This window comes from Pseudomonas sp. S07E 245 (assembly GCF_019599025.1).
In the GTDB taxonomy this organism is placed as follows: Bacteria; Pseudomonadota; Gammaproteobacteria; order Pseudomonadales; family Pseudomonadaceae; genus Aquipseudomonas; species Aquipseudomonas shirazensis.
In genome coordinates, this window is the sequence record NZ_CP080625.1 from 3,335,250 (window position 1) to 3,357,509 (window position 22,260).

Sequence of the window (22,260 nt, forward strand, 5' to 3'; positions counted from 1 at the left end):
GCGCTCACACACCCAGCGCAGCCAGCACCGGCCCGAGCAGCACGCTGACCAGGGCCAGGCCAAGCAACAGCCGTGGCTGATAAGGCAGGCCGAACACCCACAGGGTCAGCCCGGCCATCACCAGCGCAAACCACTCAACCAGGCCGAAGGCCAGGCCGCGGATGTTGACGGCAAGGATCAGCGACAGCACCAGCAGCGCCCAGCCAGCCCAACGCAGGGCAGGTAATTGCCCAGGCTTGGGTTTGCGCTTGAGCAGCTCACCGAAGTGCTTTTCCATCGCCAGACACAGGGCCACCAGCCCGGCGAAGGTGATCAGGGCAACGCTCAGCATCAGTTCACCTCGGCCGTGGTCGAGGCGGCTTTGGCAGCACGCGGTGCGCGCTTGGCCTGCACGTTGGGCGTGCGCAGCATCTTGCCAGCGGCCCAGGCGAGGAACAGCCCGGTGCCCAGCGCGGTAAGGTCAAAGCCGGCCATGGCCCAGTCGCCACGGGCGATCGACTGATCAAGGCCGTGGCCGGTGACCACCGCGTTGAGCAGCGCCAGCCCGGCAAACGCCAGTGCCCCCAGCGCCAATTGCTCGCCCCAGGCCTTGCGCCCCGGCCGCAGCAGCGCGTGCAGCGGCGACAGGGCCCAGGCCAGGAAGAACACGTTGATTTCCCAATCAGCCCGCCCCGGCATGCCGATTGGCAGCAACCGATTGGCCCAGAAGAACCCTGCCACGCCGAGCAACAGCCCGCTCATGCTGGCGATATTGAGCACTTCGACCAGGCGCAGCTCGAACGGCAAGCGGCCACTTTTGGCATGCTTGAGCTGGCGCTTGCCCAGCCACATCACCAGGCCGGTGCCGATCACCGCAGTACCGGCCACGCCAAACACAAAGTACAACCAGCGCAGCCACGGCCCGGCAAAGTTGCCCATGTGCAGGCCGGCGATAGTGAACGAGGTCATCATCGCCGCGCTTTCCGGCTCGCCCTGGCTGAGCTGCGCGCCGCTGACGCCATCGAAGGTCCAGTTGGCGCTGCGCTGATAGGCGACGTGATCGGCGGCGGCCTGGGTCACGGTCACCCGGGCATTGCTGTCGCCGGGGTTGGCAACCTGCAGGTAGCCGATACGGGCGCCGGGCACGATGGTCTGCACCTTGGCATACAGCGCCGGCAGATCGGTCAGCGGCGCTGCCACGCCGGCGGCCTTGGGCGCTTCGTCACGGCCGAACAGCTCGCTGAAGTAAGTGTCGGATTCGCCCTTGTACGCCGCCATGATGCTCGCCGGCATGACCATGTACATGAACAGCAGCAGGCTGCTGTAGCTGATCATCAGGTGAAACGGCAGTACCAGCACGCCGATCGCGTTGTGGCCGTCGAGCCACGAGCGCTGGCCCTTGCCTGGGCGGAAAGTGAAGAATTCCTTGAAGATCTTCTTGTGGGTGATGATCCCGGTTACCAGCCCCAGCAGCATGATCAGCGCACAGAAAGTCGCCAGCCAGCGGCCCCACGGGTGTGGCATCTGCAACTGGAAGTGGAAGCGGTAGAAGAAGTCGCCACCGCGGCTGTCGCGCACCTCTACCCGCTCACCGCTGCGCGCGTCCAGCTCATGGCTGATGAAACCGCGCCGCCCGGTGGCGTTGGGGTCGCGCCAGCTGACGCTGAGGGCAGGCTCGCGGTCGCTGGGCAGGCGGATGAACCAGCTGCCGGCAGTGGCGGCGTTGCTCTGCAGATACCGCTGGGCGAGGCCAAGGCTGGCAGCCGGGTCGAGCTGATGGCGCTGTACCTCGGGCTGGCTCCAATGGGTGATCTCGTCCTTGAAGTACGACAGCGTGCCGGTCAGGAAAATCGCGAACAGCAGCCAGCCAAACAGCAGCCCAGTCCAGGTGTGCAGCCAGGCCATGGCCTGGCGAAAGCCTTCTTTCATGGGTTCTTCATCCAGTAAGCCAGCCCATTGATCAGCGCCAGCGCAAGGCTTGGCAGCAGTACACCAAGCCAGGCGCGGGCGGCCGTGCGGCAGGCGAAGCACCAGATGAACGCCAGCAGGTAAAACACGAACGACAGCATCATCCCGGTCAAGGTCGCGTCGACCGGGGTCATGGGCACCAGCAAGGTGATACAGACGCTTGCCATCGACGCCAGCAGGTAGCCGCCAAGCAAGGCCGCCAGGCAGCGCGAGGCTACAGCCAGTCGATAGCTCAGGAGAATCCCGCCAGCTTTGCGCTTCATGACAAGGTCCGCTAATTGAAGCCATCAATAATAATGATTTCAATTCTCATAAGCAAAGCTCGGCTGCGGCTGCTATCGGTTTTTTGAGGATTGCCGACATGCTGCAGGGAAATTACAATGCGAACCATTCTTACTAGCACTCGCGCCGATCAGCGCCGGAGTCGTTACGGTGTCCAGCGCCCTTTCTGCAACCGTCGAAGGCCTCTATCACGAGCATCACAGCTGGCTCACCGGCTGGTTGCGGCGTCGTTTGGGCTGCCCGCACAGCGCTGCCGATCTGGCCCAGGACACCTACCTGCGCCTGCTCCAGGCCCGCGAGACGCCGCAACTGCTCGAGCCGCGGGCGTTCCTCGCCACTGTGGCCAAGCGGGTGCTGTGCAATCACTTCCGCCGCCAAGAGCTGGAACGCGCCTACCGCGAAGCTTTGGCGCAGGTGCCTGAGCAGTTCGCCCCGTGCGAAGAGCAGAAGGCGATCATCTTCGAGACCCTGCTGGAGCTGGACCGCTTGCTCGACGGCTTGCCGCCGCTGGTCAAGCGCGCCTTCCTGCTGGCCCAGGTCGATGGCCTCGGGCAAAGCGAAATCGCCCGTGAACTGGGTATCTCGCTGGCCACGGTGAAGCGTTATCTGAGCAAGGCAGCCCTGCGCTGCTACTTCGCCCTGTGAACAGCAGCTTTGGCGCCGAGGTCGCCGAGCAGGCGGTGCACTGGCTGATCGAATCCCAGGGCGATGATTTCGACACGCGCCAGCAGCATGCGCTGCAGCGCTGGCTGGAGGCTGACGGCGAGCACCAGCGCGCCTGGGCGCATATCCAACAGGTCAACCAGCGCTTGCGAGGGGTCGCCTCGCCCGTTGTGCATGCGACCTTGCAGGCGCCGCCATCGCCTGCCCGGCGGCGTGCGCTCAAGGCTTTGCTGCTGCTGGGCGTAGCGAGCGCGAGCGGGCTCGCTGTGCAACAACATAGCCCCGTGCCGGGGCTGCTGGCCGACTACCGCAGCCCGGTCGGCCAACGCCGGCGGCTAACCCTCGATGACGGCAGCCAGCTGCAACTCAACACCGGCAGCGCCGCCGATGTGCGCTTCGACAGCCAGCAGCGGCTGCTGCGGTTGGTCGAGGGCGAGCTGCAAGTTGAGGTGGTCAACGATAGCCGGCCAATGCTGCTGCGCAGCGCCGAAGGCGTGCTGCGGTTGGATGCCGGGCGCTTCAACCTGCGTCAGTTCAGCGGCTTCAGCCAACTGGCGGTGTACAGCGGCCGCGCCAGCCTAGGCGGTCAATCATTGCTGGCGGGCCAGCAGGCAGATTTTGCCAACGCTGGCTGGCAGGGTATTGCGCCGTTGCAGGCAGATCGCGGTGCCTGGGTCGACGGCATGCTGGTGGCCGCGCAAATGCGCCTGGCGGACTTTCTCGACGAGCTCAGCCGCTACCGCCACGGCCGCTTGAGCTGCAGCGAGCAAGTCGCCAACCTGCGTATTTCCGGCTCTTATCCACTGGATGACAGCGAGCGGATCCTGCAGATGCTCGAAGTGGCACTGCCGGTCAGCGTGCGCCGTTTCACCCGCTATTGGGTCACGGTCGAGCGCCGCGTTGGCTAGTCAGCAAGTATTTTTCAAATAACCTGAGCCATTTCTGCAAGCTCGCGTGACAGACAAGGCAGACCCCCTCTCAAGGACCCGCTCATGCTGTTGCGTCCCAGCTCCCTCGCCCTGTTGCTTGCCTCCACCTTCAGCCTCGCCGCGCCTGCCGTGCTGGCCGCCGAGTACCACATCGCCGCCGGCTCGCTGGAGCAGGCCTTGAACCAGTTTGGCCGCGAGAGCGGTGCGCTGATTTCGTACGGTTCGCAACTCACCCAAGGCTTGCAGAGCCCGGGCCTGCAAGGCGAATACGCGCTCGATCAGGGCCTGGAGGCACTGCTGCGCGGCAGCGGCCTGCAAGCTCGCCAGGAAGGTGCCAATGCCTTCAGCCTGCAGCCTGTCGCGGCACCTGCGGCCAGCGCGCCGATCGAGCTGGGCGCGTCCACCGTGGTCGGTGACTGGCTGGCCGAAGCGCAAGCCGACAATGTCTTCGACCACCCCGGCGCACGTGACGTGATCCGCCGCGAGCAGTTCGAACGCAGCGGCGCCAGCAGCCCGCGTGAAGTGCTCAACCGCATCCCAGGGGTGAATGCGCCGGACACCAGCGGCACCGGCGGCCACGACCTGGCGCTGAACTTCGGCATCCGCGGCCTCAACCCGCGCCTGGCCTCGCGCTCGACGGTGCTGATGGACGGCATCCCGGTGCCGTTCGCGCCGTATGGCCAGCCACAGTTGTCGCTGGCCCCACTGAGCCTGGGCAACATGGACGCGGTAGACGTGGTGCGCGGCGGCGGTGCGGTGCGCTATGGGCCGCAGAACGTCGGCGGCATCGTCAACTTCGTGACCCGGGCGATCCCCGAACAGGCCACGTTCAAGGCGGCCATGCAGAACCAGCTGACGCCGTCGTCCAGCCACGATGGCATCAAGAACAGCGCCAACCTGCTGGTCGGCGGCACCAACGCCAATGGCCTGGGCGGCGCCCTGCTGTATTCCGGCAGCCGCGGCGGCGACTGGCGTGAGCACAGCGATACGCAGATCGACGATTTGATGCTTAAGGGCAAGCTGCAGCTCGATGAGGCCAACAGCCTGCACGCCATGGCGCAATACTATGAAGGCGAAGCCGAGATGCCCGGCGGCTTGAGCCAGGCAGCCTACGACGCCGATCCATATCAGTCGACCCGACTCAAGGACAAGTTCTGGGGCCGGCGCACGCTGGTCAACGTCGGTTACGACTACAAGCAGGATGATCGCCAGGTCAGCGTCAACAGCTTCTTCACCAAGACCCTGCGCAGTGGCTATCTGGACCAGGGCAACTTCGTCTCGCTGTCGCCACGCGAATACTGGGTACGCGGCATCGAAACGCGCTTCTCGCAAGGCCTGGCTCTGGGTGACAGCTGGCATGAAGTCGGCGTCGGCTACCGTTACATCAACGAAGCCGGCCACGAGTTGCGCTACCAGGCACCGGTCAATGGCGACCTGCCGACCAGCAGCAGCTTTCTCGGTCGCGACACCCGCGGCAGCACCGAAGCGCATGCGATTTACCTGGACGACCGTATCGATATCGGCCGCTGGACCATCACCCCAGGCGTGCGCTACGAGATGATCGACTCCGAGCAGAGCAACAAGATCAGCGGCCAGCGTTACCAGGGCAGTTACAACACCGCCCTGCCCGCCCTGAACGTGCTTTACCACCTGACCGACAGCTGGAATCTGTACGCCAACACTGAAGGCTCATTCGGCAGCGTGCAGTACAGCCAGATGCCCAATCGCGTCAGCAGCGGCGAAGTAAAACCGGAAAAAGCGCGCACCTGGGAAGTTGGCACGCGCTACGACAATGGCGACCTGCAGGCGGCGATCGGCGCATTCTTGATCAATTTCGACAACCAATATGAAAGCAACCAGAGCAACGACGCGGTCATCGCACGCGGCGAAACGCGCCACCAGGGCATCGAGACCAGCCTGCGTTACGCGCTCGATGGTTTGAACCCGGTATTAAGCGGCTTCGATGTGCACCTTGGCTACGCGTTCGTCGATGCGACCATCCGTGAAGACGGCGCCAACAAGGGTAATCAGGTGCCGTTCTCGTCTCGCCACAAGGGCACCCTCGGCCTGGGTTATACCGATGGGCCGTGGCAGCTGAACCTGGACAGCAGCTTCCAGAGCAGCCAGTTCGCCGACAACGCCAACACTCGCGAGGAAAGCGCCAATGGCGCCAATGGGCGCATCCCCGGCTACATGCTGGTAAGCACCCGCGCGGGCTACGACTTTGGCCCGCAGCTATCTAACCTGAAGCTCGCCGTTGGGGTGAAGAACCTGTTCAACCGCGAGTACTACACGCGCTCGTTCGACGATAACAATCGCGGCAAATATGTCGGTGAGCCACGCACGTTGTACGTTCAGACCTCGGTCGAATTCTGACGGGGTGAGGGGCGCATCGGCGCCCCAAGCCGAATCATGCTGCGCTCGGCTGCGTCCATCCAGCGCTGATTTAATTCAAAAAATTTATATTTTAAAAGGGCTTGAAATCGCCGCTCGGATGCCTGACCTTACAGTCAAGAGGCGATAAATTTCCACAGGCCTCAATGGCCTGGGCGACTCTTGCGAGCAAGCTGAATAAGGATTGAAGTCATGCAAATCCAAGTCAACAGCAGCAACCAGATCGACGGCAGCATCCGGCTTGAAGAGTGGGTACGCAGTACTCTTGAGAGCAGTCTTGAACGTTACGAGGACGATCTCACCCGCATCGAGGTGCACCTGCGCGACGACAACGGCGCCAAGCCCGGACCGCATGACAAACGTTGCCAGATGGAGGCTCGCCCCAAAGGCCATCAACCGATTTCCGTAAGCCACACGGCCACTTCGCTGGAGCAGGCTGTCGAGGGTGCCACGACCAAGCTCGACCACGCACTGGATCACCTGTTCGGCAAACTGCGCAGCAAGCGTGTAGTGCTGGAAGTGAACGAAGAAATCGAGGAGTGATGACAGCGCTGTTCGGTTAGTTGCACAAGGGCCGCTCCGCGGCCCTTTCTGATTCAACCAACTCACCACAAAGCCACGCCGATCAGCGGCTGTGAACCATCTGCGCGGATACCCGGTCAACTTTTCCATCCAGTTAACCTGCAGATCCGCGACCATGCACAATCCATTCGATCAGATCAGCAATGCCTTCGCCCCGCGTTATCGGGTCAACCTGAGCATCACCCGCCTCGACGGCAGCATCATGCTGACCCTGTCCGACGACAGCGGCGCCGTCGCCAAGCGTTTGATCAGCCAGGCCCAACGCAACGATCCGGTACGCTTGCAGCGGGTCATCGACAGCATCCGTCTGGGCCTGGCCATCGAACAAGGCGAAAACCCGCTACAGGTACTCGCCGCCCTCACCCGCGACCCTGGCCAGCAACGTCACGCCGCCAGCCAGCTCGCCAACTGAGCGCTAGCGGCCTTCGTCGACTTCCTTGCCGTGAGCGTCCAGCGCCCGGCTTGAGGGATAGCGGTAGGATGCATAGCGCACCACCAGAATCGCGAAGGCCAACAGCAAGATGCCGCCGCACAAGTACAGCAGGCCGACGTCCGGCGCCTTGTGATGGGACACATCGCCGATCAGCAGGCGTGTCAGGGCCGTGATTGCCACGTACAGCAGGAAGCGGATCGGCATGTGGTTGGTCTTGAAATAGATCCCGACCATCGCCCCCAGCTCCAGGTAGATGAACAGCAGCAGAATGTCATCGACGCTGACCCCGCCCTTGCTGAGCATGTCCAGAAACGCCTCGACCGCCGCCCACGCGGTAATTCCGCCGATACCGAACAACGCCAGGTAGTGAAACCCCTCGACGCACAGGTTGCCCAGCGAGTCGGCAGAGCCGTGCAGGCCCTTGCGCATTTTTTCTGCCCATTTGATGTTCACGATGCTCGATTCCCCGATACGACTGAAGGATGGTGCGCCACCTGTGTGACGCTTGTGCCATGCAGTTAAAAGGCCAGACACGAGGGTTGGAAGGCGACCGATTGCCGCAAGGCACCTATGAGCTACGCTTTCGTGCAGATAAATGGCCACTATCGGGTTGCGCTGGGGTGGCCTATGCGAGTACTGTACACCCATACAGTAAATTATTTGCATAACCCGCTATAAAGGCACAGAGGTGATGAATGGCCGTCGAAGTGGTATACCGCAGCAGTCGCGACCCGGAGCAGTTGTTCATGGATAAAGCCGAAGCGGATCGTCACGACAAGATGCTCGAGCTGGCCGAGCGCCTGGCTGATGTACTGCAAAAAGCGGTGCCGTCGCTGACCGAACAACAAGTCGAGGAAGCCGGCATTTACATGGCGAAGAATCGCGATGTGTTCGCCCGAGCGTTCAAGAGCCAGCCCGATGCCTTGGCCGAATTGCTTGAGGGCAACGCGGCAGAATAACTGCCGTCAGCCATACAGCAAACGCTCCGCCAGCATCTGCGCCACCCGCGCTGGCGAGCGTTTTTCCGCCTGGGCATGGCCGAACACTTCGGTCAGGCGTGACGGAATTCGGGCCAGATGCGCGGTAATGGTGCCGAGGCTCTCGCCACGGTGGGTCAGTGCCACGTAGATCAAGCCACCGGCATTGATGACGTAATCCGGCGCATAGAGTATCCCGCGCTTTTCCAGATGATCAGCCACCTGCAGGGTCGTCAGCTGGTTGTTGGCAGACCCCGCCACGGCAGCGCAGCGTAATTGCGTGACACTTTGGCCACTGAGTACCTGACCCACGCCACAAGGTGCGAAGATGTCGCACGGGGTGCTGACCAGCGCATCATTGGTCACTGGTTGGGCATTGAATTGCTCCACCGCCAAACGTACCTTGCCCGCGTCAAGATCGCTGACCAACAGTTCCGCGCCCGCCGCGTGCAGTTGCTCGGCCAACGCGAAGCCAACGTTGCCCAAGCCCTGTACAGCAATCCGCAAGCCTTCCAGATTATCGGTGCCCAGCCGTGCCATTGCTGTGGCCCGGATGCCAGCGAACACCCCGATGGCTGCATGTGCCGAGGGGTCTCCCGAAGCGGTGGTACTGGTAACGTGGGCAGTGCTCTGGGCAATGCAGTCCATGTCCAGGGTTGAGGTGCCACTGTCGACGGCGGTGATGAAGCGCCCATTCAAGCTGTCGAGCGCGCGGCCAAACGCCTCGAACAGTGCTGCGCGGTTTTCCACATGGGCGCCGCGCATGATCACGGCATTGCCACCGCCCTGTGCCAGGCCTGCCAGTGCAGCCTTGTAGCTCATGCCCTGAGCCAGGCGGATGGCGTCGGTGACGGCGCTTTCGTCGTCGGCATAGGCCAGGTAGCGACAGCCGCCCATGGCAGGGCCCAACTGCTCGTTGTGGATCGCCACCACGGCTCTGAGGCCGCTGGGTGGATCGACGAACAGGTGCAGTGACTGCGTGCGGGTGCTTTGCATGAGCGCGAACATCGACCGCCTCCAGCGAGGTGCTCCTGACAGTATAGGCAGCGCGATGCACAGCGCAGGCTGGTCGGACCACTGGACGAACCACGCTGTCAGAGCTAATACTCAAGCATGTCGGGGGAGAGTCTGATGAACCCACGTAAAGCCTGCCTGGCGTGCCTGGAACGCGCGCCTGTCGACCTGCTGGAAGCAACCTTGTGGATCGCCGCCGAGCACGATCCCAGTGTCGTGCCCGCCCACGCCCTCGCCCAGGTGCGCGAGCTGCACCAGCAAATCAATGCCAGCCTGCCGATGTTGCCGCTCAGTGAGCTCGCCCAGCCGCTGTTGCGCCAGCTCAACACGCTGGGCTTTCAGCAAGACGAAATGCTGCCACTGCGTGCCCACGCGGCACTGATGGACAAAGTGTTGCAGCGCCGCCGTGGCCAGCCGCTGGCGCTGGCAATCCTCGCCCTGGAGTTGGCTCGGGGTTTGTCGATCCCGCTGGAAGGGGTCAACTTCCCGGGCCATTTTCTGCTGCGCGTGCCTGGCGCGGATCACCTGCTCGACCCGTGCGGCGGTCGTCGTCTGTACCCGGCTGAGTGCCGCCAGCTACTGGCCCGTCAGTTCGGCCCACAGGTAGCGTTGACGGCTGAACATATGCAGGTGGCCAGCCCGTTGCAGATGCTGCAGCGGCTGTCACGCAACCTGCGCCAGCTGCATATCAGCAACGACAATGACCTGGCCGCATTGATCGACGCCGAACGGGTCATGCAGCTGGGGCCGGTGCTGGTCAGCGACTATCTGGCGCGAGCCACGCTGTACCAGCGCCTGGATTGCCCGCAGGCCGAGCGCTTTGACCTGGAACGGGCATTGCTGCTCAGCGAAGACCCGGCGCAGCGCTTGAAGCTGAGCGAACGTCTTGGTCACCTGCCTGCCAGCAGCCCATCGATTCACTGAATCGGGGTATCAGGCTGACGTGATGGATGCGCCTGGATAAACGCCGGATGCTGCGCCGCCAGCGCTGCCACCCGGTTGATCCGCGGATAGCGGCTCAGATCGACACTGAACCGCTCGGCCGCATACAACTGTGGCAGCAGGTAGGCATCAGCCAAACCCGGCGCCGGGCCAAAGCAAAAGCCCTGGTCATCGATCAACTGCTCCACCGCTGCCAGACCCTGGCCAATCCATTGGGCAATCCATAGATTGACCTGCGCCTCGTCCAGCCCCAACTGACGCAACTGATTGAGTACGCTGACGTTGTGCAGCGGGTGCACATCGCAGCCGATGATCGCCGCGACGCCCCGTACCTTCGCCCGTGCCTCAGCCTCGGCAGGCAATAGCGGCGGCTGTGGATAAACCTCCTCCAGGTACTCGATGATCGCCGCCGATTGCACCAGCACACTACCGCTGTCACAGCCCAGCGCGGGCACCCTGCCCTGCGGATTGAGCGCAAGGTAGGCATCGCCGCGCTGCTCGCCCTTGAGCAGGTTGACCGGCACGTTGTCGAACGCAAGGCCCTTTAACCCCAGGGCAATCCGTACCCGATAGGACGAGGTCGAACGGTAATAGCCGAACAGCCGCATGGCCTGCCCTCTCAGTTGGCCGCGATGACTTTGCCGCGGCACTCGCCGAAGCCGATGCTGACCGCGCCGTCGCGCTTGCAGCGAGCACGCAGGATGATCTCGTCACCGTCTTCAAGGAACTTGCGCACCTCGCCGCTGGCCAGTTCGATCACCTGCTTGCCGCCATCCGTCATCTCCAGCAGGCTGCCAAATGCCCCTGGCTGCGCGCCGGACAATGTCCCCGAGCCGAACAGGTCGCCTGCTTGCAACTGGCAGCCATTGACGCTGTGATGGGCAACCATCTGCGCCACGGTCCAGTACATGCTCAGGGTGTTGCTCAGGCTCAGGCGGTGAGGCGGCAAGCCCTGTTCGCGCAGGCCTTCGGTGATCAGCAACACTTCCAGTTCGATGTCGAGCGCGCCGTTGGCCTGATCGCGTGCATCGAGCAGATACGACAGTGGCTGCGGATCACCCTCGGGACGCGCCGGCTGAGCGCAACGGAAAGGTTCCAGTGCCTCGGCAGTGACTACCCACGGCGACAGCGTGGTGATGAAACTCTTCGACAGGAACGGCCCCAACGGCTGGTATTCCCAAGCCTGGATATCGCGCGCCGACCAATCGTTGAGCAGGCAATAACCAGCGACATGCTCGGCTGCATCGCCAATCGGGATCGCTTGCCCAATGTCATTGCCCTGGCCAATCCAGATGCCCAGTTCCAGCTCGAAGTCGAGCCGGGCGCATGGGCCAAAGCTTGGCTCGGTCTGACCCGCAGGCAGGGTCTGGCCCTTCGGCCGACGCACATCGGTGCCCGACGGGCGCAGGGTCGAGGCGCGGCCGTGGTAGCCGATTGGCACGTACTTGTAGTTGGGCAGCAGCGGGTTGTCCGGGCGGAACAGCTTGCCGACGTTCTTCGCGTGCTCGATGCCGACATAGAAGTCGGTGTAGTCGCCCACCTTGGCCGGCAGGTGCATTTGGCAGTCGCTGGCGAGGTACAGCGCCGCTTGCAGTGCAGCCTGATGTTCGCTGTGCTCGCCCAGCAGTTCCAGCAAACGCTGGCGCAACGCAACCCGGGCCGAACGGCCAAGGGCGAAATAGGCATTCAGCGTGGCGTCGGCGGTGGCCTCGACCGCAGTTTTGGCGTCACCCTCGAACAGGCCGGCGGCAAGCACGGCCTGCAGGTCGAGAATCGAATCGCCGATGGCCACGCCACAGCGCTGCGCTTCACCCGGCCGGCTGAAAATCCCCAATGGCAGGTTCTGCAGCGGGAAGTCGCTGTGACCGTTGGCCTGTTCGACCCAGCTACGGGCAGTCGCGGTGTGGTTCATGGGTTATCTCCGATTCGGGTTGAAGGTGCTCGGCAAGGTGGCCCAGCAGCTGTCGTAGTCGGCCTGCAATTGCGGGCATTCAAGCGCACTCTGGCTCGGGCGCAGGACCTGGCTGGTCTCGAACATGAAGGCCATGGTGTTGTCGATCTTGTGCGGTGCCAGCTCGCCATTGATGGCCTTGTGGCAAGTCTCGGCATCCGGGCCATGGGCGCTCATCACCCCATGCAGCGACGCGCCACCGGGCAGGAAGCCGTCGGCCTTGGCGTCGTAGGCGCCCTGGATCAGGCCCATGAATTCGTTCATCAGGTTGCGGTGGAACCACGGCGGGCGGAAGGTATTCTCGGCGACCATCCAGCGTGGCGGGAAGATCACGAAGTCCATGTTGGCCAGGCCGTGGACGCTGCTCGGTGAAGTCAGCACGGTGAAGATCGATGGGTCCGGGTGGTCGAAGCTGACCGTACCGAGGGTATTGAAGCGACGCAGGTCGTATTTGTACGGGACGTTGCTGCCGTGCCAGGCGACCACATCCAACGGCGAATGCTGCAGTTCGCAGGCCCAGTGTTCGCCGAGAAACTTCTGCACCAACTGGACCGGGCCGCTGCTGTCTTCGTAATGCGCCACGGGGGTGAGGAAATCTCGCGGGTTGGCCAGGCCGTTGCTGCCGATCGGGCCAAGATCGGGCAGGCGCAGTGGCGCGCCGTGGTTTTCGGCCAGATAACCACGCGCCTGACCGTCGAGCAGCTCGACGCGAAACTTCATGCCGCGCGGAATCACGGCAATCTCCAGCGGTTCGACATCGAGTACGCCCAGCTCGGTGGCGATACGCAGGCGGCCTTGCTCAGGCACCAGCAGCAGCTCGCCATCGGCATTGAAGAACACCCGCTGCATCGAGCGGTTGGCGCTGTAGATATAGATGCTGACGCCGGATGGCTTGTCCGCCGCGGCGGTGGCAACCATCGGCCGCCAACCTTCGATGAAATCAGTGGCTTCGGCCGGTAGCGGCTGCGGGTTCCAGCGCAGGCGGTTGGGCGTCACCGCGCCCAGTGGCGCCGCCAGCGGTTGGCGCGCAAGGCGTTCGAAGCGCGGGTGCAGCGCCGACGGGCGAATGCGATACAGCCAGGTGCGCCGCAGTTCGCTGCGGGCCATGGTGAACGCGGTGCCCGAGAGCAACTCGGCGTACAGGCCGTAAGGCGCACGCTGGGGTGAATTCTGCCCGACCGGCAGGGCGCCAGGCAGCGCTTCACTGGCAAACTCGTTGCCAAAGCCGCTGAGGTAGTCGAGGGCGGTGTCGCGGGTCATCTGTGCCTCCAGGCTCACTGAGAGCCATGCTGGCAGGGGCTGCTGGGCTGAACCGGGCCGTATCACGGTGGCTGGCAGCGCGTCTGCATTGTTATTGTCGTAATCAGATTACGAATAACGTAATTTGCTCGCCGCCCGTCGTCAAGTTATAAAGTCGCCATCTGTCAATGTGGATTCCTTTCCCCATGTCCAAAGCCAGCACCCCTGCCGACACCGGCAAGCAAAAGGTCCGCTCGGCGGAAGTCGGCACCGATATCCTCAAGGCCCTTGCCGAGCTTTCGCCGTCGACCTCGCTGTCGCGCCTGGCCGAGCACGTCGGCATGCCGGCGAGCAAGGTGCATCGCTATTTGCAGGCGCTGATTGCCAGCGGTTTCGCCGAGCAGGATCGCGCCACCAACCACTACGGCCTGGGCCGCGAAGCGTTGCGAGTGGGCATGGCCGCGCTGGGCAGCATCGATGTGCTCAAGGTGGCGGCGCTGCCGCTGTCGGCATTGCGCGACGCGCTCAACGAGAGCTGCTTCATTGCTGTGTGGGGTAATCAGGGCGCGACCGTGGTCAGTATCGAGCCGGCGGTGCGCGCCGTTACCGTGGTGACGCAGATCGGCTCGGTGCTGCCGCTGCTCAGCTCATCGACCGGGCTGGTGTTCGCTGCGCATTTGCCCGAGCGCGAAACGGTTGACCTGCGTGAACGTGAGTTGGCCGCCATGACGCAGACATTCGACGCCTATCAGCCACTTTTGGCAGGGATTCGCGAGCAGGGGCTGCACCATGTGCATGGGCTGTTGATGCCTGGCGTCGACGCACTTTCGGCGCCGATCTTCAATGCCATGGGGCACATCGTAGCGGTGATGACCGTGGTTGGGCCGACCTCGATTTTCCATGCCGATGAGCATGGCCCGGCGGCGCAGCAGTTGCTGGCGGCCACCCGCGACATCAGCTGGCGGATGGGCTACGCGGCCTGAACAGTGACTCTTACTCGGCGCGTAAAGGTGAATGTCGCCTGAGGCTATTTTTCTCGCCGCAACAGCGGCTTATGCTGACTTCACTGGCCAGCACGCAGCGCACTCCCCCGCCCTGAGTGCAGGCCACGCTCGACGACGTTGATTTTGAAGCTCCTTGATCTAACGTCCAGATTGGCCACTGCACGTGCAGTGGCCTTTTTTTTTGCTCAGGTCAGCGCGGCAAAGCCTGCACGGATCTCGTCTTCGGGCAGTTCATCGCCGATAAACACCATCACACTTTCACGCGCCTCGTCGGCCTTCCATTCGCTGTCCCAGTCGAAGCCGTACAGCTTCAACACGCCCTGAAACACCAAACGGCGCTCATCCCCAGCGATATTGAGCACGCCTTTGTAGCGCAGCAACTGCTTGCCGTGGTTTTCCAGCAGCTCGTTCATGAACTCGCTGAGGCGATCGATATCCAGCGCCGTGCTGGTACGCAAAACCAGCGTCGAGATGCGATCCGGGGTCGCCGGCTTGAGCACCGGGCGCAGGCTGCGGGTGATACTCGCGCCCAGGTCAGGATTGAGATTGAAGCCGCGCACATCAAGCAACTCAGCCAGGTCGATGCGGCCCTGCTCGACGATGCGAATCGCCGCGCGGCCGTTGATCCGCGCCAGGCGCTCCTGCAAGGCCTCGACAGCCTCAGCCGTGACCAGATCGGTCTTGCTCAACAGCAAGCGGTCGGCAAAGCCGACCTGAGCCTGGGCAATGGCCTGGGTCAGGTGGACATCGGCGTGGGCGGCGTCGACCAGGGTGATGATGCCGTCGAGGATGTAGCGATCGCGCAGCTCTTCTTCGATGAAGAAGGTCTGCGCGACTGGCGCCGGATCAGCCAGACCGGTGCATTCGATCACCAGCCGGTCAAACGCGATGTCGCCGGCATCCAGCCGCTCCAGCAGCAGGTACAGGGCTTTGGTCAGGTCAGTGTGGATAGTGCAGCACACACAACCGTTGGCCAGGGTCATGACCTGCACCGGCTCGTCTCCGAGCAATTGGCTGTCGATGCCGGCTTCGCTGAATTCGTTTTCGATCACGGCGATCTTCAGGCCATGCTCGGCCTTGAGCATGTGCTTGAGCAGGGTGGTCTTGCCCGCACCGAGAAAACCGGTGAGGACCGTTACAGGAATAGGCGTTTGCACGCAGACATCTCCTTTGGCCATAAATGAAAGTGGGAGCCCGGTTGCCCGGGCTCCCACTCGATCACACTTGCCGCTGGTTCAACAGCACTTGGGCCCGGACTTGCCGCCGTAACGGGCTTCCTGTCGCTCGCGGAAGAACTCCTCGTAGCTCATCATCGGCTTGTCCGGGTGCTTGCCCTGCATGTGCTCGACATAATTGTCGTAGTCGGGCATGCCGACCATCAGCCGGGCAGCTTGCCCCAGGTACTTACCCAGGCGACCCAGGTCGTTGAACATGGCTGCAGTCCTCTCGTTTACGCGTCAGGCAGCGCCTGGAACGGGGTTTCTTTATCGCTGCGCTCTTTGCGACCCAGTGCCGAGTAACCGACTCTGAGGGCGAAGAACAGGATGCTGAACACCACCACCAGGAACAGGATGGTCAAGCCAGCGTTGGTATAGGCGTTGAAGATCACGTGCTGCATCTGACCAACGTCCTTGGCCGGGGCCAGTACCTGACCGGCGTCCAGCGCGACGCTGTACTTGTTCGCGAGGGCCAGGAAGCCAACAGCCGGGTTCGGATCGAACAGCTTGATGAAGCCTGCAGTAGTGGTGCAGATCAGCAGCCATACCGCCGGTACCAAGGTGACCCACATGTAGCGCTGGCGCTTCATCTTGATCAGCACCACGGTGCCGAGCATCAGCGCGATACCGGCCAGCATCTGGTTGGAGATACCGAACAGCGGCCACAAGGTGTTGATGCCACCCAGCGGATCGATCACGCCTTGATACAGCAGGTAGCCCCACATCGCTACGCAGCCAGCAGTGGCAAGCAGGTTGGCGCCCCACGATTCGGTGCGTTTGAGTGCAGGCACGAAGCTGCCGAGCAGGTCCTGCAGCATGAAGCGCCCGGCACGGGTACCGGCGTCCACTGCGGTGAGGATGAACAGCGCCTCGAACAGAATCGCAAAGTGGTACCAGAAGGCCATGGTGTTTTCACCCGGCAATACCTGGTGCAGGATCTGCGCGATACCGACTGCCAGCGTTGGCGCACCACCGGCACGGGCCAGAATGGTGTGCTCGCCAATGTCGCGGGCAACCGCTTCAAGTTGCTCAGGGGTGATCAGGAAGCCCCAGCTGCTGACCGTCTGCGCGACGCTTACCACGTCGGAGCCGACCACTGCTGCCGGGCTGTTCATGGCGAAGTACACGCCTGGCTCGATTACCGAAGCAGCAACCATGGCCATGATAGCCACGAACGACTCCATCAGCATGCCGCCGTAACCGATGTAACGGGCGTTGGTTTCGTTGTCGAGCAGCTTGGGCGTGGTGCCCGAGGAGATCAACGCATGGAAACCGGATACCGCACCGCAGGCGATGGTGATGAACAGGAACGGGAACAGCGTGCCCTTCCAGACCGGGCCAGTGCCGTCAGTGAACTGGGTCAGCGCAGGCATCTTCAGTTCAGGCGCGAGGATCAGGATGCCCAGCGCCAGCGCGACGATGGTACCGATCTTGAGGAAGGTCGACAGATAGTCACGCGGCGCCAGTACCAGCCATACCGGCAGTACAGCGGCAACGAAGCCATAGCCCACCAGCATCCAGGTGATCTGCACACCGGTGAAGGTGAACGCCGGGCCCCAGACCGGGTCGGCAGCCACCAGGCCACCGATCCAGATTGACAGCAGCAGCAGGACCACGCCGATGATCGAGATCTCACCAATCCGCCCCGGGCGGATGTAGCGCATATAGATGCCCATGAACATCGCGATCGGGATGGTCGCCATCACCGTGAACATGCCCCACGGGCTTTCAGCCAGGGCCTTGACCACGATCAGCGCCAGCACCGCGAGGATGATGATCATGATCAGGAAGCAGCCGAACAGGGCGATGGTGCCCGGGATCCGGCCCATTTCTTCACGGACCATGTCACCCAGCGAGCGGCCATTGCGGCGGGTGGACATGAACAGGACCATGAAGTCCTGAACGGCACCTGCCAGGACCACACCGGCAATCAGCCACAGCGTACCGGGCAAGTAACCCATCTGCGCGGCGAGTACCGGACCGACCAGCGGCCCCGCGCCAGCGATGGCGGCGAAGTGGTGACCGAAGAGGATGTGCTTGTTGGTCGGCACATAGTCCAGACCATCGTTGTTGAGTACCGCAGGGGTTGCCCGACGTGAGTCGAGCTGCATCACCTTGGTGGCGATGAACAGGCTGTAGTAGCGATAGGCGACCAGATACAAGGCCACTGCCGCAACCACAATCCACAAGGCGTTGACTGCCTCGCCGCGACGCAGGGCAACTACACCCAGCGCACAGGCTCCCAGTACTGCCAACACCAGCCACGGAATGTGGCGTAGCAGGCTATTATTGTTGTTCATGGTTTACTTCCAGCTGGTGGATTGGAAAGACCGCCAAGCGAGTCTAGGGCCAGTCAAGGCGCATTGCCACATTTGCTTTGTTCTAGAGCCTTTGCCGCCCGATTGCGCAAGCACATGCGCCCATACCTTCAACTATAGTCAGGATGTCTTGCAGAGGGCTTTGACCATGAGCGATCACGACGAACGTCGGCGTTTCCAGCGAATTGCTTTCGATGCCACCGCAGAACTGCGCCAAGGCTCGCGAAAATGGCAGGTAAAGCTGCTGGATATCTCCCTGAAGGGCATTCTGGTCAGCCGCCCCGAGCGCTGGGAGCCAGATGCCACGCAGGATTTTGAAGCGACGGTACACCTCAGCCCTGAGGTGCAACTGGAAATGCAGGTCGAGCTGCGTCATGAAGAAACCGGCAAGCTGGGCTTCGTCTGCCTCCACATCGACCTCGACTCGATGAGCCATCTGCACCGTCTTGTGGAATTGAACCTGGCTGATCGCACCGAAATGATGCGCGAACTGCGCGAACTCATCGAATAATACTATCTGTTAGCTAGCTAACCTGCCCCTCCTCAATGTGTTTCCTGTCTACCCAGACAGCTTCTTGCAAGCGGTCTGGGGACTTGTACACAACTTTATAATCACGCTTGCGCTCTGTTGGAACGCTTTCTGCATTCAGCTAAGACGCTGTTTACGGGCACTCTTGTGCGCGCTCCGATCAAAATATTGTATACAATTTTTGTGGCCATCCTTTGTAGGAAGTGTCTACAGTAGCCCCACAACAATAAACAGAGAGCCTGCTCCATGACGACGCCCCCTGGAACATCTGCGACCCAACGTCCCGAGGACGAAAACCTCGGCCTTGGCGCCAACCTGGCCTACGGTCTGCAGCATGTGCTGACCATGTATGGCGGGATCGTTGCGGTCCCGCTGATCCTGGGCCAGGCAGCGGGCCTGAACCCCGCCGAGATCGGTCTGTTGATCGCCGCCTCACTGTTTGCCGGTGGCCTGGCGACCTTGCTGCAAACACTTGGTTTACCGTTTTTCGGCTGCCAGCTGCCGCTGGTTCAAGGTGTGTCCTTCGCCGGTGTGGCGACCATGGGCGCGATCCTCAGCAGTGAAGGTGGCGGTGGCCTGCCGGGGGTGCTCGGCGCAGTGATGGCGGCCTCGGTGCTCGGCTTTTTGATCACGCCGGTGTTCTCGCGGATCACCAAGTACTTCCCACCGCTGGTGACCGGCATCGTCATCACCACCATCGGCCTGACCCTGATGCCGGTTGCGGCGCGCTGGGTCATGGGCGGCAACAGTGCCTCGCCAGAGTTCGGCAGCATGGCCAACATCGGCCTGGCCGCGCTGACCTTCGCCATCGTGCTGGTGCTGAGCAAACTCGGCAGCGCGACCATCTCGCGACTGTCGATCCTGCTGGCGATGGTGGTCGGTACGTTGATTGCCTGGTCGCTGGGCATGGCCGATTTCAGCAAGGTCGCCGAAGGCCCGATGTTCGCCATGCCCTCGCCGTTCCACTTCGGCATGCCGACCTTCCATATCGCCGCGATCCTGTCGATGTGCATCGTGATCATGGTGACCTTGGTCGAAACCTCGGCAGACATCCTTGCGGTCGGTGAGATCATCGATACCAAGGTTGACTCCAAGCGCCTGGGCGACGGTCTGCGCGCCGACATGGCCTCCAGCATCCTGGCACCGATCTTTGGCTCCTTCACCCAGAGCGCTTTCGCCCAGAACGTCGGCCTGGTGGCTGTGACCGGAGTCAAGAGCCGCTATGTGGTGGCTACCGGCGGCCTGATCCTGGTCGTGCTGGGGCTGCTGCCGGTGATGGGCCGGGTGATCGCCGCAGTGCCGACGCCAGTACTTGGCGGTGCTGGCATCGTGCTGTTCGGCACCGTGGCTGCGAGCGGGATTCGCACCTTGTCCAAGGTCAGCTACAAGAACAACGTCAACCTGATCATCGTCGCCGCCTCGCTGGGCTTTGGCATGATCCCGATTGCCGCACCGAACTTCTACCACCACTTCCCGAACTGGTTCGAGACCATCTTCCACTCCGGCATCAGCTCGGCGGCGATCATGGCGATTCTGCTCAACCTGATGTTCAACCACTTCACCACCGGTAACTCGGAGAACCAGTCGGTGTTCGCCGCAGCCTACGAGCGCACCATCCAGTACTCGGACATCTCCGCCCTGCGTGATGGCGACTACTTCAAGGACGGCAAACTGTTCGACGCCGAAGGCAACGAGGTGCCACTGCAAGAGGGCGCAGAGCAGGACGGCGCGGCGCGACGGCGCAACGCGGTGGCCGAGCACTGACGCCTGGCCGAGCAGTAACAAGGGGAGCCGACGCGCATCGTCGGCTCCCCTTTTTTATGCGGCGGTTTTGCCTGGTTACTCGAACAGCGCGTCGAGGGCCTGTTCAAGCCGGGTCACGGCAATCACCTGCAACCCCGGCGGAGACTCCTTGGGCGCATTGCCCTTGGGCACGATGGCACGTTTGAAGCCATGCTTGGCGGCTTCCTTCAAACGCTCCTGACCGCTGGGCACCGGCCGTACTTCGCCAGACAGGCCGATTTCACCGAACACCAGCAGGTCATGGGCCAGGGGCCGATTGCGCAAGCTCGACATTACTGCGGCCAACAACGCCAGGTCAGAGGCCGTTTCCAGCACCTTGACCCCGCCGACCACGTTGAGGAACACGTCCTGATCGTGGGTCGGGATGCCGCCGTGCCGGTGCAAGACGGCCAGGAGCATGGCCAGGCGGTTCTGGTCCAGGCCCAGGGTGACCCGGCGCGGGTTGGCCAGGTGGCTGTCGTCGACCAGCGCCTGCACCTCGACCAGCATCGGCCGGGTGCCTTCCCAGGTCGCCATGACCACACTGCCGGGGACTTCTTCCTGGGTGCGGTTAAGGAAAATCGCCGACGGGTTGGAGACCTCTTTCAAGCCGCGATCGGTCATGCCGAACACGCCCAGTTCGTTGACCGCGCCAAAGCGGTTTTTCACCGCACGCAACAAGCGCAGACGGCCATCCGACTCGCCCTCGAAATACAACACGGTATCGACCATGTGCTCGAGCACCCGCGGCCCGGCCAGCGAGCCTTCCTTGGTCACGTGACCAACGAGGAAGATCGCCGTGCCGCTCTGCTTGGCGTAACGCACCAGCAATGCCGTGCTCTCACGGACCTGGGCGACCCCGCCTGGTGCGGATTGCAGCTGTTCGGTGAAGATGGTCTGGATCGAGTCGATGACCATGACCCGCGGCTGCTCGACGCGAGCGGTGGCGATGATGGTCTCGATGCAGGTTTCGGTCATGACCTTGAGCTTGTCCTGCGGCAGGCCCAGACGCCGTGAGCGCATCGCTACCTGCTGCTGCGACTCTTCGCCGGTGACATACAGTGCCGGCATGGCGGCGGCCATGTGGCACAGGGTCTGCAACAGGATGGTCGATTTGCCGATACCCGGGTCACCACCGATCAGCACCACCGAACCATCGACCAGACCGCCACCGAGCACCCGGTCGAGTTCGCCGCTGCTGGTGCTGAAACGGGGGATTTCTTCGACGCTGACTTCGGCCAGGGTCTTGAGCTGGGCCTGCTGGCCAGTCCAGCCGGCACGCCCACTGGGCGCCGCGGCGCCACCGCTCTCGATCATGCTCTCGACCAGGGTGTTCCAGGCGCCGCACTCGCCGCACTGGCCCGCCCATTTGGGAAAGGTCGCGCCGCACTCGGTGCAGCCATACAAGCGCTTGGCTTTGGCCATAAGGCAGTCTCCTGGAAAAAATGGCCATGATAGCCGAGCCAGACGTGTCTCGAACGCAGTGGGATGCGACAAAACTATTCGATCTAAGCGCAGTCACTTACTAACCTCAGTGGCTGCAGCATCACGCATGAACCGTTCAGGTGGCTTACACTGCGTTTACTTATCCATTTGTTACAAGGAATAAACCATGGGCATGATCAGTGAATTCAAGGCATTTGCCGTCAAAGGCAATGTGGTCGATATGGCGGTCGGTATCATCATCGGCGCCGCCTTCGGCAAAATCGTTTCGTCGTTCGTTGGCGACGTGGTGATGCCGCCACTGGGCCTGCTGATCGGTGGCGTCGACTTCAGTGACCTGGCAATCACCCTGAAAGCCGCGCAAGGGGATATCCCGGCTGTCGTGCTGGCGTATGGCAAGTTCATTCAGACCGTGATCGACTTCGTCATCGTCGCATTCGCCATCTTCATGGGCGTCAAGGCGATCAACCGCCTCAAGCGCGAAGAAGCCGTGGCGCCTACCACGCCACCGGTGCCAACCCCTCAGGAAACCCTGCTGACCGAGATTCGCGATCTGCTCAAGACGCAGAATCAGAACCGTCTGCCCTGATCGAGCAAAGGGGCGCGCCGCGCCC

At 62.5% G+C, this 22,260-nt stretch carries 23 protein-coding genes; 11 read left to right on the forward strand and 12 right to left on the reverse strand.

All coding sequences use genetic code 11. From position 1 onward, the window contains the following. Positions 1-4 precede the first annotated feature (4 nt). From K3F44_RS15355 to K3F44_RS15365, 3 genes are read right to left on the reverse strand one after another with little or no spacing between them, the layout of a single operon-like run. Positions 5-331 (reverse strand): DUF3325 domain-containing protein, encoded by a 327-nt coding sequence (locus tag K3F44_RS15355; RefSeq protein WP_101322069.1) that lies wholly within the window; start codon positions 329-331, stop codon positions 5-7. Beyond that, positions 331-1,908, reverse strand: coding sequence for a PepSY domain-containing protein (locus K3F44_RS15360; protein WP_150570676.1), 1,578 nt, complete (start codon positions 1,906-1,908; stop codon positions 331-333). Before K3F44_RS15360 ends, K3F44_RS15355 begins: the two co-directional genes overlap by 1 nt. Continuing rightward, entirely contained in the window at positions 1,905-2,210 is a 306-nt protein-coding gene (locus tag K3F44_RS15365) for a DUF3649 domain-containing protein (RefSeq protein ID WP_101322071.1), read from the reverse strand. Before K3F44_RS15365 ends, K3F44_RS15360 begins: the two co-directional genes overlap by 4 nt. A gap of 169 nt (positions 2,211-2,379) precedes the next feature. On the opposite strand from K3F44_RS15365, the gene K3F44_RS15370 reads away from it, so the two are divergent. From K3F44_RS15370 to K3F44_RS15390, 5 genes are all read left to right on the forward strand, one after another. Then, positions 2,380-2,874, forward strand: coding sequence for a sigma-70 family RNA polymerase sigma factor (locus K3F44_RS15370; RefSeq protein WP_150573023.1), 495 nt, complete (start codon positions 2,380-2,382; stop codon positions 2,872-2,874). After that, positions 2,871-3,800, forward strand: coding sequence for a FecR domain-containing protein (locus tag K3F44_RS15375; protein WP_220632531.1), 930 nt, complete (start codon positions 2,871-2,873; stop codon positions 3,798-3,800). Before K3F44_RS15370 ends, K3F44_RS15375 begins: the two co-directional genes overlap by 4 nt. A gap of 84 nt (positions 3,801-3,884) precedes the next feature. Further along, the gene (fecA, locus tag K3F44_RS15380) at positions 3,885-6,197 is read left to right on the forward strand and encodes a TonB-dependent Fe(3+) dicitrate receptor FecA (RefSeq protein ID WP_220632532.1); all 2,313 of its coding nucleotides are present in this window, start codon (positions 3,885-3,887) and stop codon (positions 6,195-6,197) included. A gap of 210 nt (positions 6,198-6,407) precedes the next feature. Next, complete coding sequence (locus K3F44_RS15385) at positions 6,408-6,758, forward strand: HPF/RaiA family ribosome-associated protein (RefSeq protein ID WP_101322075.1); 351 nt, start codon at positions 6,408-6,410, stop codon at positions 6,756-6,758. A 154-nt stretch (positions 6,759-6,912) separates the two neighbouring features. Further along, the gene (locus K3F44_RS15390) at positions 6,913-7,209 is read left to right on the forward strand and encodes a DUF3509 domain-containing protein (protein WP_101322076.1); all 297 of its coding nucleotides are present in this window, start codon (positions 6,913-6,915) and stop codon (positions 7,207-7,209) included. A gap of 3 nt (positions 7,210-7,212) precedes the next feature. Here K3F44_RS15390 and K3F44_RS15395 read toward each other — a convergent pair whose 3' ends face one another. Continuing rightward, positions 7,213-7,683: a phosphate-starvation-inducible protein PsiE gene (locus K3F44_RS15395; protein WP_101322077.1), complete on the reverse strand. Its 471-nt coding sequence runs from the start codon at positions 7,681-7,683 to the stop codon at positions 7,213-7,215. Positions 7,684-7,925: 242 nt separating this feature from the next. Between K3F44_RS15395 and K3F44_RS15400 the strand changes: the two genes are divergently transcribed. Then, positions 7,926-8,189, forward strand: coding sequence for a YebG family protein (locus K3F44_RS15400; protein WP_101322078.1), 264 nt, complete (start codon positions 7,926-7,928; stop codon positions 8,187-8,189). A 6-nt stretch (positions 8,190-8,195) separates the two neighbouring features. Here K3F44_RS15400 and K3F44_RS15405 read toward each other — a convergent pair whose 3' ends face one another. Continuing rightward, positions 8,196-9,215 carry a Glu/Leu/Phe/Val dehydrogenase dimerization domain-containing protein gene (locus tag K3F44_RS15405; RefSeq protein WP_101322079.1) on the reverse strand — a complete coding sequence of 340 codons (1,020 nt, stop codon included), beginning with the start codon at positions 9,213-9,215 and terminating at the stop codon, positions 8,196-8,198. Between the two features lie 123 nt (positions 9,216-9,338). On the opposite strand from K3F44_RS15405, the gene K3F44_RS15410 reads away from it, so the two are divergent. Continuing rightward, entirely contained in the window at positions 9,339-10,145 is an 807-nt protein-coding gene (locus K3F44_RS15410) for a SirB1 family protein (protein ID WP_150570680.1), read from the forward strand. Here K3F44_RS15410 and maiA read toward each other — a convergent pair. From maiA to hmgA, 3 genes are read right to left on the reverse strand one after another with little or no spacing between them, the layout of a single operon-like run. Further along, positions 10,139-10,771 (reverse strand): maleylacetoacetate isomerase, encoded by a 633-nt coding sequence (gene maiA, locus K3F44_RS15415; protein ID WP_220632533.1) that lies wholly within the window; start codon positions 10,769-10,771, stop codon positions 10,139-10,141. The genes K3F44_RS15410 and maiA overlap by 7 nt on opposite strands. An 11-nt stretch (positions 10,772-10,782) precedes the next feature. Next, entirely contained in the window at positions 10,783-12,075 is a 1,293-nt protein-coding gene (gene fahA / locus K3F44_RS15420) for a fumarylacetoacetase (protein WP_150570682.1), read from the reverse strand. Between the two features lie 3 nt (positions 12,076-12,078). Beyond that, the gene (gene hmgA / locus K3F44_RS15425; RefSeq protein ID WP_150570683.1) at positions 12,079-13,374 is read right to left on the reverse strand and encodes a homogentisate 1,2-dioxygenase; all 1,296 of its coding nucleotides are present in this window, start codon (positions 13,372-13,374) and stop codon (positions 12,079-12,081) included. Positions 13,375-13,559: 185 nt separating this feature from the next. On the opposite strand from hmgA, the gene K3F44_RS15430 reads away from it, so the two are divergent. After that, positions 13,560-14,336: an IclR family transcriptional regulator gene (locus tag K3F44_RS15430; protein WP_101322084.1), complete on the forward strand. Its 777-nt coding sequence runs from the start codon at positions 13,560-13,562 to the stop codon at positions 14,334-14,336. Positions 14,337-14,542: 206 nt separating this feature from the next. Here the strand turns inward: K3F44_RS15430 and yjiA are convergent, their stop codons facing one another. The 3 genes from yjiA to K3F44_RS15445 all read right to left on the reverse strand — a co-directional run bounded on the left by yjiA (position 14,543) and on the right by K3F44_RS15445 (position 17,874). After that, positions 14,543-15,514: a GTPase gene (yjiA, locus tag K3F44_RS15435; RefSeq protein ID WP_101322085.1), complete on the reverse strand. Its 972-nt coding sequence runs from the start codon at positions 15,512-15,514 to the stop codon at positions 14,543-14,545. A 78-nt stretch (positions 15,515-15,592) separates the two neighbouring features. After that, positions 15,593-15,790: a YbdD/YjiX family protein gene (locus K3F44_RS15440; RefSeq protein ID WP_101322086.1), complete on the reverse strand. Its 198-nt coding sequence runs from the start codon at positions 15,788-15,790 to the stop codon at positions 15,593-15,595. Between the two features lie 17 nt (positions 15,791-15,807). Next, complete coding sequence (locus K3F44_RS15445) at positions 15,808-17,874, reverse strand: carbon starvation CstA family protein (RefSeq protein ID WP_101322087.1); 2,067 nt, start codon at positions 17,872-17,874, stop codon at positions 15,808-15,810. A 166-nt stretch (positions 17,875-18,040) separates the two neighbouring features. On the opposite strand from K3F44_RS15445, the gene K3F44_RS15450 reads away from it, so the two are divergent. After that, positions 18,041-18,403, forward strand: a complete 363-nt coding sequence (locus K3F44_RS15450) for a PilZ domain-containing protein (RefSeq protein WP_150570684.1) — start codon at positions 18,041-18,043, stop codon at positions 18,401-18,403. A 264-nt stretch (positions 18,404-18,667) separates the two neighbouring features. Next, the gene (locus K3F44_RS15455; RefSeq protein WP_150573013.1) at positions 18,668-20,185 is read left to right on the forward strand and encodes a nucleobase:cation symporter-2 family protein; all 1,518 of its coding nucleotides are present in this window, start codon (positions 18,668-18,670) and stop codon (positions 20,183-20,185) included. Positions 20,186-20,260: 75 nt separating this feature from the next. Here K3F44_RS15455 and radA read toward each other — a convergent pair whose 3' ends face one another. Further along, positions 20,261-21,628: a DNA repair protein RadA gene (gene radA, locus K3F44_RS15460; protein WP_101322090.1), complete on the reverse strand. Its 1,368-nt coding sequence runs from the start codon at positions 21,626-21,628 to the stop codon at positions 20,261-20,263. A 187-nt stretch (positions 21,629-21,815) separates the two neighbouring features. On the opposite strand from radA, the gene mscL reads away from it, so the two are divergent. After that, entirely contained in the window at positions 21,816-22,235 is a 420-nt protein-coding gene (gene mscL, locus K3F44_RS15465; protein WP_101322091.1) for a large-conductance mechanosensitive channel protein MscL, read from the forward strand. The last annotated feature ends 25 nt before the right edge of the window (positions 22,236-22,260 follow it).